Below are 16,575 nucleotides of genomic sequence, written 5' to 3'. Positions count from 1 at the left end.
GTTAGACAGCAGTAAGCGATATACGCAATGGACGTTGCAGTAAGCGCAACGCACCAGATCAGGGAGGCTCCATGACAGCCGACAGCCCCTCCGAAGCGCTCGCCCGCCTCGCAGAGGACCGCGTCGACCACCGCTTCAAGGGCCTCCCCCCGGACGCCGACGGCCTGACCGTCGCCGAACTCGCCGCCCAGCGCCGCAACCTCTTCACCGACGGCTTCACGACCCCCGTCCTGGCCCTCTCCGCCGAGCGCCTGGAGCACAACCTGCGGCTCATGGAGACGTACTCCGAACGGCACGGACTCGCGTTCGCCCCGCACGGCAAGACCTCCATGGCACCCCAGCTGTTCCAGCGGCAGATCGAGCACGGGGCGTGGGGTATCACCCTCGCCGTGCCGCACCAGGTCCGCGTCGCCCGGGCCTTCGGCACGCGACGCGTCTTCCTCGCCAACGAACTCGTCGACCCGGCCGCGCTCCGGTGGATCTCCGCCGAGCTCGACTCCGACCCCGGCTTCCGTCTCATCTGCTACGTCGACTCCGTACGCGGCGTCGAACTCATGGACGCCGCCCTGCGCGGAGCCGGCCGCCCCCTCGACGTGGTCGTCGAGCTCGCCGCCGGCGACGGCGCCCGAACCGGGGTCCGCACGGAGGCCGAGTGCGCCGCCGTCGCCGACGCCGTGGCCGCCGTACCGACCCTGCGGCTCGTCGGTGTCGCCGGATACGAGGGCGAGGTCCCGGGCGCCGACCCCGAGCGGGTGCGCGCCTGGCTGCGGCGGCTCGTCTCCCTCGCGGTCGCGTTCGACAAGGACGGGCGGTTCGACGGGACGGACGAGGTCGTCGTCAGCGCGGGCGGCAGCGCCTGGTTCGACGCCGTCGCCGACGTGTTCGCGGAGATCCCCGAACTCTCCCTTCCCGTCCTGAAGTTGCTGCGCTCCGGCGCGTACGTCTCGCACGACGACGGCCACTACCGGAAGATCACCCCCTTCAACCGGGTCCCGGAGGAGGGCGCCCTGGAACCGGCGTTCCGGCTGTGGACGCAGGTCGTCTCCCGGCCCTCCCCCGAGCAGGCCTTCGCCAACGCGGGCAAGCGGGACGCGGCCTACGACCTCCATCTGCCGTTCGCCCAGGTCGTACGGCGGGACGGGGCCGAGCGTCCCGCGGACGGCATCGAGGTGACCGGCCTGTCCGACCAGCACGCCTGGCTGCGCACCGGGCCCGAGGCCGATCTGGAGGTCGGTGACTGGCTCGGCCTGGGGCTGTCCCATCCGTGCACGTCCTTCGACAAGTGGCAGCTGATTCCGGTCGTCGAGGCGGACGGCACGGTCGTCGACTACATCCGTACCTACTTCTGAACCTGCTTGCGAACCTGTTTCTGAGGGGGCTGTGGCCGATGGAAGAGCTCGTCATCCGGGACGCGGACGTCGTGGACGGCAGCGGTGCGCCGTCGTACCGCGCGGACGTCGTGATCGACGGCGGCCGGATCGTCTCGATCGTCAAGGAGGCGGCCGACGCGGGCTGTCAACGTCCCATGGCCCGGCGCGAGCTGGACGCGGAGGGCCTCGTCCTCTCCCCCGGCTTCATCGACATGCACGCCCACAGCGACCTCGCTCTCCTGCGCGACCCCGACCACAGCGCCAAGGCCGCGCAGGGGGTCACGCTCGAAGTCCTGGGCCAGGACGGGCTGTCGTACGCCCCCGTCGACGACCGCACCCTCGCGGAGGTCCGCCGGGCCATCACCGGCTGGAACGGGTACGGCGACGACATCGACTTCGACTGGCGTTCGGTGGGCGAGTACCTCGACCGCCTGGACTCCGGTTTCGAAGGCCGGGGCATCGCCGTCAACGCGGCCTATCTGATCCCCCAGGGCACCGTCCGCATGCTGGCCGTCGGCTGGGAGGACCGGGAGGCGACCCCTGAAGAGCTGGACCGGATGCGACAGTTGGTCGCCGAGGGCATGGAGCAGGGCGCGGTCGGCATGTCGTCGGGGCTCACCTACACGCCCGGCATGTACGCCAAGGACGCCGAACTCACCGAACTGTGCCGGGTGGTGGCGTCGTACGGCGGCTACTACTGCCCGCACCACCGCTCGTACGGGGCCGGGGCCCTTGAGGCGTACGCGGAGATGGTCGCCCTGACCCGGGAGGCGGGCTGCCCGCTCCATCTCGCCCACGCCACCATGAACTTCGGCGTGAACAAGGGCCGGGCGCCCGAACTGCTGGCTCTTCTCGACGACGCGCTCGCCCACGGCGCCGACATCAGCCTCGACACGTACCCCTACACCCCCGGCTGCACCACCCTCGTGGCGATGCTGCCGAGTTGGGCGAGCGAGGGCGGGCCTGAGCGGATCCTGGAGCGGCTCGCGGACGACGGGACGGCCGAGCGCATCCGGCACCACCTGGAGGTCATCGGCGCGGACGGCTGCCACGGGGTGCCCATCGAGTGGGACACGATCGAGATCTCGGGGGTCGGCGACCCGGCACTGGGCGACTTCGTCGGCCGTACGGTCCAGCGGTCCGCCGAGTCGCGCGGCGAGACCCCCTGGACGACCGCGCGCGGCCTGCTCCTGCGGGACCGGCTCGGGACGACGATCCTCCAGCACGTGGGCCACGAGGAGAACGTCCGGCAGATCATGCGCCACCCGGCCCACACCGGCGGCTCGGACGGCATCCTGCAAGGAACGAAGCCGCACCCCCGCGCCTACGGCACCTTCCCGCACTATCTCGGCCGCTACGTCAGGGAGTTGGGGGTGCTGCCCCTGGAGGAGTGCGTGGCCCATCTGACCGGCCGCCCGGCGGCACGACTGCGCCTGCCGGACCGCGGGCTGGTGCGCGAGGGGTACCGGGCCGACCTGGTCCTGTTCGACCCGCGGACGGTAGCGGCGGGCGCAACCTACGAAAACCCGCGCACACTCCCGACAGGCATCCCGCACGTCCTGATCGACGGCCGGTTCGTGATCGAGGACGGCCGACGAACGGACGCGCTGGCGGGCAAGGCGGTCCGTCACAGTCCCGTGTGACGGAACGCCCACCTCAACTCCCCAGAGCGCTACGGCTTGGGCAGCGTGCAGGTGCTCGCGCTCAGGTTGAGCTGGTTGCGGGTCGTGAAGCAGGCCGGGATGTTGTAGATCTCCTGGGCGTAGTTGATGCCCTGGCGGACGGTGACGGTGCCGCTCTCGCTGACCTCGCACGGGTTGTTGACCGTGCAGGACTCGCCGTCCTCGTTGCCGGTGTTGTTGACGGCGACGACCTTGCCGGTGGCCTGGTCGATCACCGGCGAACCGGAGGTGCCGCCGATGGTGTTGCAGGCGGAGGTGTAACGGACCGAGTCCTTCCAGGTCCAGTCACCCTCCTTCAGACGGTAGGCGAACCCGTCGATGTTGCAGTTGTAGAGCGTCTTCCAGTAGCCGGAGGCCACGGTGATGGCGGTGCCGGCGGTCGGGTGGGTGTCCTGGACGGTCAGCGGGGAGATGTTGTACGAGCTCTTGATCGTCGCGTACGTGCTGGTGAGCTGGTAGATCGAGACGTCCGTGTCGGTCATCGTCGCGTAGGCGAGCTTGCTCGCGCGCAGCGTCGCGACCCGGGAGCCGGAGGAGTTGAGCAGACCGAAGGTCCGGCTGGAGGCCTGGTTGGTGATCACCTGGCCGGGCGCCGGGAAACCGGAGGTCAGGCAGTGGCCGTTGCTGAGCACCAGGGCCGGGTCGGTGTCCAGGGAGTTCGGGAAGCGGATGACCGAACCGGAACAGTTGCTGAGCGAGACGGTCCCGGCGAGCGTGACGGCCTGGAGCGTGGGCGACGGCGACGTGGCCTGCTTGACGGCCGACGTGGTGGACGTGACCAGGTCGTGCACGACCGACGTGACCGTGTCCGTGTCCACGCTCTTGCCGACGCCCGCGGCAGCGGGTTCGGCGGCGACCGCGGGTGCCGTACCCATCCCGGCGAGCGCCAGGACACTGAGTGCGGCGACGAGAGGCTTTCTCATGTGGGGGTCCCCTCTTGCGACTTGGACGACCGGAAATCTTCCGGCCGTCCGTGAGTTTGTCATGCGCATTGTGAAGAGGGGTGGGCAATCGGGCAAGAAGTTGTGTCAAGCCTGATCACGCGACCTGGCCGAAACGGACACCCCACGTCCGGCAAGGGCAACCTACCCAGTACGACGGCTACTTGGGCCCTTTCGTGCTCCCCTGTCCGCGCCCTTTGCCGTTGGCGTTGCCCGGGGCCGGCTGGCTCGCGGTCGCGGTCGGCGAGGGGGTGGTGGAGGCACCCGAGGACTGCCCCGGCTCCGCCGCCTCCTCCGCCTCCGTCGCGCCCTTCGACGTCTCCGCCGACGCCGACGGGGAGGCGCCGGAGGCGGCAGCCTCGGTGGAGGGCGAGGACGAGGACGCGCCCGCGTCCGGCGCCCCGGTCCCGTCCGAGCCGGTCGCGGTGCCGGCCTCGCCGGGCTCCGTGGAGCCGTCGGCCGCCGACGGTCCCGTACGACTGTGCTTGCCCTCGGCGTCACCCGGCGCCGACCCGCCTCCCGAGAAGGCGAACCCGGCGATCAGCGCGGCCGCCGACACGGCACCCACCGCACCGGCCGCGAGCGCGACCCGCCGCGAGCGCCAGGGGCTCGGCTTGCGGCGGGAGCCGGTACGGGAGCGCCGGGGCGAGATCCGCGGCAGCTCGGCCGTCTCGTCGTACGCGTTCTGCCAGCCGTGTGCGACGGCCGGGTCGGCGTACTCCTCGTACGGCGGAGGCGGCTCGCTCCGCGGGTGGTACACGTTCGGCGGGACCTGGGGGTCGCTCGCGCGGTGTCTCCCGTTTCCGTACTCGTCTGGGCTGGACATGGCCGCGCATTGTAGGGACGGGCGGGGTCCCTGGGACAGCTACCGGCGATAACCGACCAAACCGCACCGTCTCGCGTGGTGGAAAACACGACCCGCGGAGCGTTACCCCGCCGTAAGCTCCCAGACATGCAGGTGATCCAGTCGACCAAGCTCGCCAACGTCTGTTACGAGATCCGGGGCCCGGTTCTCGAGGAGGCCATGCGGCTTGAGGCGGCGGGCCACCGCATCCTCAAGCTGAACACCGGAAACCCGGCCGCCTTCGGCTTCGAGTGCCCGCCGGAGATCCTGGAGGACATCCTCCGCAACGTGTCCTCGGCCCATGGGTACGGCGACGCGAAGGGCCTGCTCGCCGCGCGCCGCGCCGTCGTCATGCACAACCAGACCCTCGGCATCGAGACCGACGTCGAGCACGTCTTCGTCGGCAACGGCGTCTCCGAGCTGATCGTGATGGCGATGCAGGCCCTGCTGGACGACGGCGACGAGGTCCTCGTCCCGTCCCCGGACTACCCGCTGTGGACCGCCGCGGTCTCCCTCTCCGGCGGCACCGCCGTGCACTACCGCTGCGACGAGCAGTCCGACTGGATGCCGGACCTCGCGGACATCGAGCGGAAGGTCACCGACCGCACCAAGGCGATCGTGATCATCAACCCGAACAACCCCACGGGCGCGGTCTACGACGAGGCGATGCTCCGGGGCCTGACCGACATCGCCCGCCGCCACAACCTGCTGGTCTGCTCGGACGAGATCTACGACAAGATCCTCTACGACGGCGCCACGCACACCCCGACCTCGGCCGTCGCCCCGGACCTGCTCACCCTCACCTTCAACGGCATGTCGAAGGCGTACCGGGTCGCGGGCTACCGGGTCGGCTGGATGGCGATCTCCGGCCCGCGCGCGCACGCGGACTCCTACATCGAGGGCCTCACCATCCTCGCGAACATGCGCCTGTGCGCGAACATGCCGGGTCAGCACGGGGTCGTGGCCGCGCTCAGCGGGCGCCAGACGATCAACGACCTGGTGCTGCCGGGCGGGCGGCTGCGCGAGCAGCGGGACGTGGCGTACGAGCTGCTGACCCAGATCCCGGGCGTGAGCTGTGTGAAGCCGAAGGGCGCGCTCTATCTGTTCCCGCGGCTCGACCCCAAGGTCTTCAAGATCAAGGACGACCGGCAGATGGTCCTCGACCTGCTGCGGCGCGAGAAGATCATGGTCGTCCAGGGCACCGGCTTCAACTGGAGCGAGCCCGATCACTTCCGGGTCGTGACGCTGCCGACCGCCCGTGATCTGCGGGACGCGGTGACGCGGATCGGGAACTTCCTGGACGGCTACAGCCAGCCGTAGGTGAATCCGTGCCGTCGCTCAACTTTAGACTGAATCTAAGCTAGGATGTTTTCCTGACAGCACAGGAGGCCATCCCATGTACGAACCGATCCGCGCCAAGTCGGTCCACAGCACGATGGCCGCCGCCCCGTCCGACTTTCCGCACCGGACCCGCGAGGAGGAGCTGGAGTTCCAGCTCGCGGGGCATCTGGCGGCCCTGCTGGCGGTGACGGACGAACTGCGTGCGGCTTCGCCCTCGGCCGACCTCGACGTGGCCGCGGAGCGGCTGGCCGAGCAGGTGACGCGGCTGCGGAGCGGCAGCGCGCCGGCCCGCGCCTCCGGCGGGGGCGACGGTCGGCTCATGTCTCTGCACCGGCGGGCGCACGCCCTGGCGGGGCGGGCGCTGGTGGTGGCGGCATCGCGTGCGGACACGGCGGCGGCGATTCTGGCCGCGGAACGCATGGATGCGCATGCCGCTGCGCTGGCTGAGCCGCGTGAGTTGACCGCGGCCGGCTGATCCCCGGAACGGCCCCGGTCCGCGTGCACCTACAGAGACGCGCGGACCGGGTGCCACACACAGTGCGTTTCGCCGTAGGGGTTCGTGTCGTCTTGCGGCTGCGGGTTGTTCGTGGTTGCTCGCGCAGTTCCCCGCGCCGCTTTGGGGCGCGTTGCAGTACTGGGGTGGGTATGACACCTCCCGTTCATGCCCTCCGCCGGGGAATGTTGGGTTCCGGGAGCAGTCTGCCTGTGTGAGACGAATCATCGGAATCGTCCTCGCGGTGTTGCTGATCGGCGGAGTGGTGGCAGCCGTCGCAGCGGGCCGGGACAGCGGGGACAAGAGCACGGCAACGAAGACCGTGCGAGGAGTGATCGGATCGGAGAAGGCGGAGTTCTTCGCCGATCCTGATGTGGTGAAGGCCCTGGCCGCCAAGGGGTTCACCGTGAAGGCCGAGACCTCCGGGTCCTGGGCCATGGAAGGGCTCGACCTCGAGGGGTACGACTTCGCCCTACCCTCCAGTCAGGCGCCGGCCGTCGAACTCGCCGCGAAGTACAAGGTGGCGGGGACACTCCCCCGCCCCTTCTACTCGCCCCTCGTCGTCGTGGCGCACAAGAGCGCCGCCGAGGTGCTCGCGGGCAACGGGCTCGCCACGCTGGACGCCGAACACCGCGGCACGCTCAGGATGGCCGCCTATCTCGACGCGGCCCGCGAGGACCGCACCTGGCAGCAGCTCAAGGGGGCCGCGAAGTACGGCGAGTTGAGCGGCACGCTCTACCTCGCCAGCACCGACCCGGAGTCCTCCAACTCCGGCGCCCTCTATCTGGCCGCCGCCTCCTATGTCGGCAACGGCGGCAAGGTCGTCGCGAGCGACGCCGAGGTCGGGAGGGCGACTCCCCTGCTGCGCAAGCTGATCAGTGTGCAGGGCGCCCAGCAGACCAGCACGGACGCGGCGTTCCGGGACTTCGTCAGCGGGGCCGGCAACCCGCTCGTCCTCGTCTACGAGTCGCAGGTCGCCTCGCTCCTGACGGACGGGCAGCGGCCGGACGACCTGGTCGTCCTCTACCCGGACACCACGGTCAACAGCGACCACACCGTCGTACCGCTGACCGAGAACGGCCGGGCGCTCGCCGAACTCCTCTCCTCGGAGCCGGGGTTGCGCGAGCTGGAGGTCCGGCACGGGTTCCGTCCGCAGGGCGCGGCCGCCGGGTTCACCTCGGCCGGCACCTATCTCAAGGAGCAACTGACCGGCGTCCGCCAGGCGCCCGTGCCCACCTCCGCGGTGCTGCACGAGCTGGCGCGACGGGCGCGTGGATGAACGGGGGGATCGTATGAGCGGCTTCGGCAACACCAGTCAGCACAGCAGTCGGCAGCACACCCTCAGCGGGGACGACGTCTTCACGCTCACCCCGCCCGAGGCCGTGGCACCCGTGCCGCGGGAGAAGGCCGGCGGGCTCGTCCCCGTCGACGAGAGCGTCCGCGCCGGCATGGCGCAGAAGGCGGCCGACTATGTCGCGGGGCTCGCCGCCCTCGACGCCCGCTCGCCCGAGTTCGCGGGCAAGGTCGGTGAGATCACCGGGCTCGGCGCCGGCGAGATGCGTACCGCGGCCGCGCAGTCCAACCGGATGCTGGAGCGGACCATCCGCAGCCTGCCCGACACCGGCGGGGATGCCCAGTCGCAGGTCGCGGGCTCGCTCGTGGAACTGCGACGGGTGGTGGAGGACCTGGACCCGCGGGACCTCCCGGCCGCCAAGGGGCGGAAGTTCCTGTCCCGGCTGCCCGGGGGCAACAAGGTGCGCGACCACATCGCCAAGTACTCCTCCGCGCAGGGGACCCTCAACAGGATCGTGGGCTCGCTGCGCGGCGGGCAGGACGAACTGCGCCGGGACAACGCCGCGTTGCAGACCGAGCGGGTCCGGCTGTGGGAGAGCATGGGCAAGCTCCAGGAGTACGTCGTCCTCACCGAGGCCCTGGACACGGCCGTCGAGCGGCACATCGCCGCGGTCGGCGACCCCGAGGCGGCCGACTCGCTCCGCGCCGACGTGCTCTTCCCGGTCCGGCAGAAGCACCAGGACCTGCTCACCCAGCTCGCGGTGTGCGCCCAGGGCTACCTCGCCATGGACGTCGTACGCCGCAACAACGAGGAGCTGATCAAGGGCGTCGACCGGGCGGCCACGACCACGGTGTCGGCGCTGCGGATCTCCGTGATGCTGGCCTCCGCGCTCGACCACCAGAAGAAGGTCGTCGAGCAGGTCAACGCGTTGCGCGGCACGACCGAGGACCTCATCCGGGGCAACGCGGAGATGCTCGCCACGCAGAGCGGGGAGATCCAGCGCATCGCCGCCGACCCGGCCGTCGGCGCGGAGACGCTGCGGTCGGCGTTCCAGCAGATCTACCGGACCCTGGACGCCATCGACACCTACAAGGTGCAGGCGACCGAGGTGATGGCGTCGACCGTGGAGTCCCTGACCGCCGAACTCCAGCACGCCTCCGCGTACCTGGAGCGCAGCCGGTCGCGGGGCGCGCAGGAAGGAGGGCTCGGATGAGACGGGCACTGGCCCTCGTCCTCGCCGTGGCCGCCCTGCTCGCGGGGGCGGGCTGTACGGCCGAGAAGGAGACGAAGCGGGCGGACGGCCACCTCTGGATCCTCGCCTCCAGTGAACTGCGCGACATGGAACCGATCGTCGAACGGGTTGGCGCGGACATCGGTGTCGACGTCCGGCTGTTCTACATGGGCACCCTGGAAGCCGCGGACGTGCTCGCCAAGGGCGAGGCCGACCAGCGGTACCAGGCCGTGTGGCTGTCCTCCAACGACTCTCTGCGGCTGCGTCCGGAGGCCGCCCGCAGGGTGGTGTCGGAGACCCCGGTCATGTCCAGCCCGGTCGCCCTCGGCGTACGGCCGGCCGCCCTGCGGAAGCTGGGCGGGAAGCCCGACGACGTCACGTGGGCACGGGTCGCGCAGGCCGTGCGGGACGACGGACTGACGTACGGCATGACCGACCCGGCCTCCTCCAACTCCGGTTTCTCCGCGCTGATCTCCGTGGCGTCGGCGCTCTCCGGGGCCCAGTCCGCCCTCACCGACGCGGATGTCGAGAAGGCGGCGCCCCGGCTGAAGGAGTTCTTCCGGGGGCAGAAGCTGACCTCCGGGTCGTCGGGCTGGCTGGCATCGGCGTACAAGAGGCGCGGGAACGTCGACGCGCTCATCAACTACGAGTCCGTCCTGAAGGGCATCCCGGGCCTGACCGTGATCCGCCCCCGCGACGGCGTCGTGACCGCCGACTACCCGCTCTCCACGCTCGCCTCGGCCGATGCCGCGCGGCGGGACGACGTCCGCCGGCTGGCGGATGCCCTGCGCACACCGAAGGTGCAGCGCGAGATCACCGAGCGCACCCATCGCCGCCCGGTCGTCGCCTCGGTGGCGCCCGCGTCCGGCCTCGACGAGAGCCGGCGGCGCGAACTGCCCTTCCCGGGCAGCCGGTCGGTCGCCGACGGACTGCTCGACTCCTACGACAACGAGCTGCGCCGTCCCTCGCAGACCGTGTACGTCCTCGACACCTCCGGCTCAATGAAGGGCGATCGGCTGGCGCAGCTGAAGAAGGCGCTCACCGGCGTCAGCGGCCGGTTCCGGGGCCGCGAGGAGGTCACCCTGATGCCGTTCGGGTCGCAGGTGAAGGAGGTGCGGCGGCATGCGATGGGTCCGGATCCCCGGTCGGGCGTAGCTGACGTCCGTGCGGACATCGGCACGCTCACCGCCGAGGGGGACACCGCGATCTACACCTCGCTGGAGAAGGCGTACGACGAACTCCGGGCCGACCGGGACATGTTCACGTCGATCGTGCTGATGACGGACGGCGAGAACACGGCGGGCAGCACCGCGGCGCAGTTCGAGGGGTTCCACGCGCTGCTCGACCCCGCGCAGCGGGAGATCCCCGTCTTCCCCATCCTCTTCGGCGACTCCGACCGGGGGGAGCTGGAGCACATCGCCGAGCTGACCGGCGGCCGTCTCTTCGACGCCCGGCAGGGCTCGCTGGACGGCGCCTTCGAGGAGATCCGTGGCTATCAGTGAGTACCTCGAGTCCCGGAAGAACATCACGGGCAGCGTGTGCGGGATCGCCGGACTGGGGCTGACCTTCGCGGGGGTGGCGGGCCCGTACTGGCCCGTGGTCGTCGTGGGGCTGTACGGCGCGGGCGCGCTGATCGCCCCGCCGGAACGGCCACCGCTGCCGGACTTCCCGGACGCCTCCGCCCGGCTGGACGCCCTGCGCGGTGACTTCGAGACCCTCCAGGCGTATCTGGCGGAGACCGAGCTGCCGCCCGCCGCGGCCGGCCGGCTCACCGAACTCACCGGGCTGCTGGGCGCGTTGCTCGATCCCGGCTGGTCGGCAGAGCTCCTCGCGCACGATCCGGAGGGCGTGCACACGCTCTCCCGGGCGGTACGGCAGGACGTTCCCGAGGCCGTCGACACCTTCGTACGCACCCGGTGGTGGACGCGTCTCGCCCCGGGCCAGGAGGCGCCGGAGCGGCACCTGGAGCGGCAGCTCACGCTCCTCCAGGAGGAGGCCGAGGGGCTGGCGGCGGCGCTGCGCGAGACGGAGGCGCGGCGGCAGGAGTCGCACACGCGCTATCTGGAGGACCGGGCGAACTAGCCTCCGCTCTCCAGGGCGATGGCCACGATCACGATGAACACCACCAGGGCGATCAGCAGGTACACCACCTTCAGCGCACCGGACCCGGTACCCGCCGGCACCTCCTGCGGCAGCACCGGTGGCGGGGGCGGCAGCGGCAGCGGCCGAGGGCCGTTGAACACGTCGTGGCCGGTCTGGACCGCCCGTACGCACCACGGGCAGTCCGGCAGATGGGCGCCGTACGCGTGCAGCGGCCGCGCCTGGCACACCCGTATCTGTGCGCGCTGCCGGTCGAGGGCGCGCAGCCATGCCTCGGCCGGCGGGCGGGCGGCGGGGGCGTGGACGCCGGGGCCGAAGGCGGCGCGGGAGAGGGTGAGCAGGTCGGGCGGGAGGACGGACGGGTCGATGGTGCCGCGCGGGATGACGACCTGCTCGGGGCGGACGACGTAGGAGCAGCTGGCGGCGATGTTGTCCTTGACGGTCGATTCGGAGGTGCTCTCGTGCGGGACGCCCCCGAAGGGGTGGTTGCCGGCGGTGAGGAGCTGGTAGACGAGGACGGCGAGGGCGAAGTCGTCGCTGGAGCGGGTGGCGGGGCCGCCCGCCTGGCGTTCCGGGGCGGAGTAGTCCGTGGTGTGCATCAGGCACGGGAACGGCTCGCCCGTCACCGGGTCGGTGAAGGCGATGGAGTCGCAGTCGAGGAAGGTCACGAAGCCGTTGGCGTCGACGACGACGTTGCTGCTGGAGAAGTCGCCGATGACGAGGTGGTCGTGGTGCATGCGCGCGGTCATGAAGGCGAGGTTCCAGGAGACACCGACCAGGAAGCGCCAGTCCGCCTGGGGGAAGAGCCTCAGGCGCTGGGCGCGGGTGAACAGCCCGACCAGCTGGACGTGTTCGGGCTCGCCGAACCGGTGCATGGCGTAGCCGAGGAACGCGCCCTCGGGGCTGCGGGCCATCGCGGTGGGCCAGGCCAGTTCGGGCGGCTGGGAGCGGTCGGTGGGGCGGGCCGCGAGGGGGGACATGGTCAGCATGCGGGCCAGTCGGCGCTCCTGGTCGGGGCCCGGCGGGTCGCGGTAGAGCTTGACGACGGTTCCGTGGTCGCCCTCGACGGGGAAGACGGCCGCCTGTCCGCCGCCCTTGAGGGGCTGCTCGGCGAGGACGACCGGTTTCCCGTCCAGGTGGACGACGCGGCCGCTCATGGCCGCGCCTTGCGCACGGCTCGCAGCAGTGTCTTGTCGTCGGCGTTGAGCGCGGTCAGCCGGTCCGACCTGAGCAGTGCGGCCAGGTTGTCGTGCGCGGAGTCGGACACCGGGCCGGGGCCGTCGAGGGAGCGGAAGACGGCGTCGGCGAAGGAGGCGTTGGGAGCCGGGGTGCCGCCGCCGGTGCGGGAGAGGGCGGCCTGGGCGAGCCCGTCGGTGGAGAGCAGGACGCCGTCGATGCCCGGGTCGCACACGCAGTCGGTGCGCATCCAGCGGGCCGCGTCGGGCGAGGTGAGGAAGACCGTCTCGTTGCTGTACTCGCTGGCGTCCGCGGCCTGCGGCAGCACATGGAACTGCGGTTCGCCGTCCTCGGCTCCGGCGCGCAGGACGACGAAACCGTCGCCGACGGTGAGATGGCCGAGCCAGTCCGGGGCCAGCACGACGACGGTGAGGGTGGTCGCGAAGTCGGCGGCCGCCGCGCCCGTGGTGTCCAGGAACGCCATGGTGATCTCGTGGAAGGCGTCCGCGAGCAGGTCGTGCACGGCCTTGCCGGGCGGACTGTGGACGGCCTCGCCGGCCCGTCGTACCAAGTGTTCGGCGGCCAGCTTCACGGCGAGCCGCGAGCCCTCGTCGGAGCGCGGCCGGCTGCCGGCGCCGTCCGCGACGGCGAGCACGGCGACCGGTCCCTCCGTGACGTGGGCGCAGGCGTCCTGGCAGGGCAGACCGTCCCGGCGGTGCCGGTAGCCCTCGACGCTCATGCCGTGGATCCGCCAGTCGGCCCGGCCCATCGCTCAGCTCTCCCAGGCGGGGCGCTGGGTCTTGAACTGGCTGAAGATCTTCTCGAAGACCTCGTCGCCGGCGCCCTTCTGTTCGGCGTTGGCGCTGGCGGACATCATCTGGAGCAGTTCGCGGAACGGGAAGCCGTGGATGGTGGCGTTGAACTTCGGGGCGAACGCCCGCAGGACCTGCTCGCCGGTGTCGGTGATGCCGCCGACGCCGATCGCGTACAGCCGGAAGCGGCGGGCCTGCTGTTCCTCGGCGAGCACGGGGACCAGCCGGTGCCAGGAGTCGGTGCGGCGGCCGGTGGCGTCGGTCGGGATGCCGTCGGTGACCAGGCAGATCTGCGGGCGGTAGTACTGGAGTCCGGAGGCGCGCAGTTCGGCCTTGCGGGCGGCGACGATGTGCATCGACAGCTCCAGTGCCTCCGTCATCAGCGTCACGCCCGCGGCGCCGAGCTGCGGCGGGCGGAACATGTGCGCGGGCACGAAGGGGCTCACGGGGGCGCCGGGGGCGAGGGGTTGCGGACCGCGCCAGGCGGCGACGCCCTGTCCGCCGAAGGTGACGACGGCGACCTCGACGCTGTAGCTGAGGGCCACGTCGTCGTGCAGTTCACGTGTCCACTCCACGAGCGCGTTGTTGAGCGTCTGGATCGGCGCCCCCGCCATGGAGCTGGACGTGTCGAGGCACAGCACCAGCGGTAGCCGCTGAGCGTTGTTCTCGAACTCGATGTCGGCGTACTCCGCCGGCAGCGTGGGCGGGTATTCGCTGGACATGGGCTTCTCCTGGTGGAGCGGTACGACTAACGGGCGTGGGCGTGGCGCCCGGCGGCGGGCGGAAAGGCATGCAGAACGTCGGAGTCCGGCTCCGGTCCGTCGGTGACGTCGACGCGCGAGCCGGGCGCGGGCGGCGCCTGCCCGGGATCCGCCCACACGGCCCGGTACAGGACGCGGTCGAGTTCGACGTAGCCCTGCGGGTGCAGGTCGGTGCGGACGACGGCGGGCCGGGTGGGCCCGCTCGGAGCACGGTGCCGACCGGGCCGGGCCGGGCCGACGCGCAGGGCGCGGGTGGGCTCGTCGGCGCCGCGGGCGGCGGGCGCCGGGCCGGAGGCGGGGGCGGGGTCCGTGCGGGTGCGGCGTACGAGGAGGACGAAGGCGGCGAGGAGGAGGGCGAGGACGGTGGCGGTACCGGGGAGGAGCCACCGGTCGAGGCCGTCGCGCCCGTTCTCGGAGGAGCCTGCGACGTTGGCGCGGTGCTCGGTGACCTGGTTGTTGAAGATCAGCTCCTCGCCGGCCACGGGGTCCGTCGCCTTCCCCGAGGCGGCCAGGTCGTCGCAGAGCTTCTTCCGGGCCGCCGTGCAGACGTCGACGTCGTTCAGCTCTTTGCGCGTGCTCGCCGAGAGCCGGTCGATCCTGGCGTCCGGGTCGACGAGCCGGCGTTCCGGGTCCGCCAGGACGAGCAGCACGGTGCCGCCTTCGCCGGTGGAGACGCCGGCTGGCACCTGGACCGCCAGCCGGTCGCGGTGCTTGGCGATCTCGCCGATGATCTTCGCGCGGGTGTCGTCAGTGCCGTCGAGCCGCAGCGCGCGGTCGAGGACGAGGGTGACGGGCCGGTCGCCGAGCCGCTTCGTCCAGCACTCCAGCGCGGCCGAGAAGCCGCCCTTGCACGCGTCGTCGATCGCCGCCGCGGGAATTGACGGCAGCAGGGCGACAAGAATCCCTACAAGCATGGTGAACCGCAACACTCGCCCCATGGACACCCCCGTGGCCCGAAAAAGACCCTCGCCCATAGTGGAGCCAACAGACCTGCCCCGGAAAGGGTTTTACGCAATCACGCGTTTCTCTTCTACAACTGGAACACCTCATGACAACGGGTGAACATCTGCCGCGCCCGTTCCACCCAATCACTGGCCAAAGCATCGAAGTCCGCTTGGGTGACCCGGCAGGTCAGCGGCAGATCGCACACCCCTGCGAGACACGGCCGTGGCCCCCGCACGTCCCACACGGAGAGCATGGGATTCAACTGTTCGGTATTCCACGCGTTCGACGCCGCCGCGGCGACCGCCAGTTGGTCATGGCGCAGGAAATTCCCGTCCGTGACAAAGGCGACGAGCAGCCGCTTGGTGGTCATGAATCTGACCGTGAGCGTGCGTCCCGTGTCCTCGAGGTCGAATTTCAGGGACACGGAATCGGTGTCGGTCACGGCGTGGAAATTCCGGCCGGCTCCCCAGTTCCGCACCAACTGCCGCCAGTGCGTGCCGATTTCATGAGCCGGGCCGGCCGAGGGTTCAGACGGTGCCACGGCCCACCGCCCGGGCGACCATCGCGTCGGTCAGTCCCGCGTCCAGCAGTGCCTGGGCGTGCAGCATCAGACAGGAGGGCACGGACACGCTCGTACCGGCGGCGCGGCGCGCGGCCAGCTCGTCCAGTCGGACCTCGATCGTCTGCCGCACCTTGGGCGGCGGCCACGAGGGTGCCGGCTGGGCCTCCTCCACCAGTTCGGCCAGCAGGTCGTCGAGCCGGGGCCTCTCCTCGGGCCGCTTGGCGAGGCAGCGCGCTATCAGCGGACGCAGGGCAGGGGGTACGCCGTCGAGGTCGGGGTCGCCGAAGACGACCTGGTAGCGCACCGATTCCCCCGCCCCGTGCGGCGGGCGGCCCGACAGCGCGTACACCAGCACTCCGCCGAGGGAGAACACATCGCTCTCCGGCCCGACCCGCGCCCCCTTCATCTGCTCGGGGGACATGAACGGCGGGGTGCCGACGATGAGTCCGACCTTGGTGAGGCCGGGCGCCCCGTCGACGCGGGAGATCCCGAAGTCGATGACGCGCGGCCCGTCGGAGGCGAGGAGCACGTTGGACGGCTTGAGGTCGCGGTGCACGACTCCGGCCGCGTGCACGGCCTGGAGCGCCTCGACGAGGAACGCGCCGAGCCGGCGTACCTGGTCCTCGGGCAGCGGCCCGTCCGTGCGGACCGCCTCGGCGAGCGAGGGGCCGGGGACGTACATCGTGGCCAGCCAGGGCAGTTCGGCCTCGGTGTCGGCGTCGATCACCGCCGCGGTGTAGGCACCACTGACGACCCGGGCGGCGGCGACCTCGCGCGCGAAGCGTTCCCGGAACTCGGGCTCGGCCGCCAACTCCGGGCGCACCACCTTCACCGCCACCTCGCGCCCGGCGGGCGACCGTCCGAGATACACCCAGCCCATGCCGCCGGAGCCGAGCCGTCCGACGATGCGGTAGGGCCCCACCTTCAAGGGATCGCTGACCGGTGTGCGCACCCCGCTCACCTCATTTCGGGGTTCGTTGCAGGATGTCCCGAGTGTCCCGCGAAATCCCCGTCCGCACAGAG

The 16,575-nt window shown here is 71.2% G+C and carries 16 protein-coding genes; 8 read left to right on the top strand and 8 right to left on the bottom strand.

The window, feature by feature from the left end; genetic code table 11:
• Positions 1–71 precede the first annotated feature (71 nt).
• Positions 72–1,349, top strand: a complete 1,278-nt coding sequence (locus OG381_RS29630) for an amino acid deaminase (protein ID WP_327719119.1) — start codon at positions 72–74, stop codon at positions 1,347–1,349.
• Between the two features lie 38 nt (positions 1,350–1,387).
• Entirely contained in the window at positions 1,388–3,013 is a 1,626-nt protein-coding gene (locus OG381_RS29625; protein ID WP_327719118.1) for an N-acyl-D-amino-acid deacylase family protein, read from the top strand.
• A 29-nt stretch (positions 3,014–3,042) separates the two neighbouring features.
• On the opposite strand, the gene OG381_RS29620 is transcribed toward OG381_RS29625, so the two are convergent.
• Positions 3,043–3,975 carry a S1 family peptidase gene (locus tag OG381_RS29620; RefSeq protein WP_327719117.1) on the bottom strand — a complete coding sequence of 311 codons (933 nt, stop codon included), beginning with the start codon at positions 3,973–3,975 and terminating at the stop codon, positions 3,043–3,045.
• 178 nt (positions 3,976–4,153) lie between these two features.
• On the bottom strand, positions 4,154–4,819 hold the full coding sequence (locus OG381_RS29615) for a hypothetical protein (protein ID WP_327719116.1): 666 nt from the start codon (positions 4,817–4,819) through the stop codon (positions 4,154–4,156).
• Positions 4,820–4,945: 126 nt separating this feature from the next.
• Between OG381_RS29615 and OG381_RS29610 the strand changes: the two genes are divergently transcribed.
• The 6 genes from OG381_RS29610 to OG381_RS29585 all read left to right on the top strand — a co-directional run bounded on the left by OG381_RS29610 (position 4,946) and on the right by OG381_RS29585 (position 11,278).
• Positions 4,946–6,157, top strand: coding sequence for a pyridoxal phosphate-dependent aminotransferase (locus OG381_RS29610; protein WP_327719115.1), 1,212 nt, complete (start codon positions 4,946–4,948; stop codon positions 6,155–6,157).
• Positions 6,158–6,233: 76 nt separating this feature from the next.
• Entirely contained in the window at positions 6,234–6,653 is a 420-nt protein-coding gene (locus tag OG381_RS29605; RefSeq protein ID WP_327719114.1) for an SCO4983 family protein, read from the top strand.
• A 232-nt stretch (positions 6,654–6,885) separates the two neighbouring features.
• Entirely contained in the window at positions 6,886–7,950 is a 1,065-nt protein-coding gene (locus tag OG381_RS29600; protein ID WP_327719113.1) for a hypothetical protein, read from the top strand.
• 13 nt (positions 7,951–7,963) lie between these two features.
• Positions 7,964–9,178: a toxic anion resistance protein gene (locus OG381_RS29595; protein WP_327719112.1), complete on the top strand. Its 1,215-nt coding sequence runs from the start codon at positions 7,964–7,966 to the stop codon at positions 9,176–9,178.
• Positions 9,175–10,698: a substrate-binding and vWA domain-containing protein gene (locus tag OG381_RS29590; protein WP_327719111.1), complete on the top strand. Its 1,524-nt coding sequence runs from the start codon at positions 9,175–9,177 to the stop codon at positions 10,696–10,698. The genes OG381_RS29595 and OG381_RS29590 overlap by 4 nt, the downstream gene beginning before the upstream one ends.
• Positions 10,685–11,278: a hypothetical protein gene (locus tag OG381_RS29585; RefSeq protein WP_327719110.1), complete on the top strand. Its 594-nt coding sequence runs from the start codon at positions 10,685–10,687 to the stop codon at positions 11,276–11,278. Before OG381_RS29590 ends, OG381_RS29585 begins: the two co-directional genes overlap by 14 nt.
• On the opposite strand, the gene OG381_RS29580 is transcribed toward OG381_RS29585, so the two are convergent.
• From OG381_RS29580 to OG381_RS29555, 6 genes are all read right to left on the bottom strand, one after another.
• Positions 11,275–12,453 (bottom strand): hypothetical protein, encoded by a 1,179-nt coding sequence (locus OG381_RS29580; RefSeq protein WP_327719109.1) that lies wholly within the window; start codon positions 12,451–12,453, stop codon positions 11,275–11,277. The genes OG381_RS29585 and OG381_RS29580 overlap by 4 nt on opposite strands.
• A complete protein-coding gene (locus OG381_RS29575; RefSeq protein WP_327719108.1) occupies positions 12,450–13,241 on the bottom strand; it encodes a PP2C family serine/threonine-protein phosphatase in 792 nt (263 codons plus the stop codon). The genes OG381_RS29580 and OG381_RS29575 overlap by 4 nt, the downstream gene beginning before the upstream one ends.
• Positions 13,242–13,244: 3 nt before the next feature.
• Positions 13,245–14,006, bottom strand: coding sequence for a vWA domain-containing protein (locus OG381_RS29570; protein ID WP_307026513.1), 762 nt, complete (start codon positions 14,004–14,006; stop codon positions 13,245–13,247).
• 26 nt (positions 14,007–14,032) lie between these two features.
• Complete coding sequence (locus OG381_RS29565; protein ID WP_327719107.1) at positions 14,033–14,983, bottom strand: hypothetical protein; 951 nt, start codon at positions 14,981–14,983, stop codon at positions 14,033–14,035.
• A gap of 92 nt (positions 14,984–15,075) precedes the next feature.
• Complete coding sequence (locus tag OG381_RS29560) at positions 15,076–15,432, bottom strand: hypothetical protein (RefSeq protein ID WP_307026517.1); 357 nt, start codon at positions 15,430–15,432, stop codon at positions 15,076–15,078.
• A gap of 85 nt (positions 15,433–15,517) precedes the next feature.
• On the bottom strand, positions 15,518–16,504 hold the full coding sequence (locus OG381_RS29555) for a serine/threonine-protein kinase (RefSeq protein ID WP_327719106.1): 987 nt from the start codon (positions 16,502–16,504) through the stop codon (positions 15,518–15,520).
• Positions 16,505–16,575: the final 71 nt, after the last annotated feature.

The organism is Streptomyces sp. NBC_00490 (assembly GCF_036013645.1).
In the GTDB taxonomy this organism is placed as follows: domain Bacteria; phylum Actinomycetota; class Actinomycetes; order Streptomycetales; family Streptomycetaceae; genus Streptomyces; species Streptomyces canus_F.
The sequence above is the reverse complement of the archived record's forward strand: the minus strand, read 5'-3'. Positions and strand labels throughout refer to the sequence as shown.

Coding starts and splice junctions, on each gene's coding strand:
- OG381_RS29630 (WP_327719119.1), top strand. CDS start 72: ATGACAGCCGACAGCCCCTCCGAAGCGCTCGCCCGCCTCGCAGAGGAC.
- OG381_RS29625 (WP_327719118.1), top strand. CDS start 1,388: ATGGAAGAGCTCGTCATCCGGGACGCGGACGTCGTGGACGGCAGCGGT.
- OG381_RS29620 (WP_327719117.1), bottom strand. CDS start 3,975: ATGAGAAAGCCTCTCGTCGCCGCACTCAGTGTCCTGGCGCTCGCCGGG.
- OG381_RS29615 (WP_327719116.1), bottom strand. CDS start 4,819: ATGTCCAGCCCAGACGAGTACGGAAACGGGAGACACCGCGCGAGCGAC.
- OG381_RS29610 (WP_327719115.1), top strand. CDS start 4,946: ATGCAGGTGATCCAGTCGACCAAGCTCGCCAACGTCTGTTACGAGATC.
- OG381_RS29605 (WP_327719114.1), top strand. CDS start 6,234: ATGTACGAACCGATCCGCGCCAAGTCGGTCCACAGCACGATGGCCGCC.
- OG381_RS29595 (WP_327719112.1), top strand. CDS start 7,964: ATGAGCGGCTTCGGCAACACCAGTCAGCACAGCAGTCGGCAGCACACC.
- OG381_RS29590 (WP_327719111.1), top strand. CDS start 9,175: ATGAGACGGGCACTGGCCCTCGTCCTCGCCGTGGCCGCCCTGCTCGCG.
- OG381_RS29580 (WP_327719109.1), bottom strand. CDS start 12,453: ATGAGCGGCCGCGTCGTCCACCTGGACGGGAAACCGGTCGTCCTCGCC.
- OG381_RS29575 (WP_327719108.1), bottom strand. CDS start 13,241: ATGGGCCGGGCCGACTGGCGGATCCACGGCATGAGCGTCGAGGGCTAC.
- OG381_RS29570 (WP_307026513.1), bottom strand. CDS start 14,006: ATGTCCAGCGAATACCCGCCCACGCTGCCGGCGGAGTACGCCGACATC.
- OG381_RS29565 (WP_327719107.1), bottom strand. CDS start 14,983: ATGGGGCGAGTGTTGCGGTTCACCATGCTTGTAGGGATTCTTGTCGCC.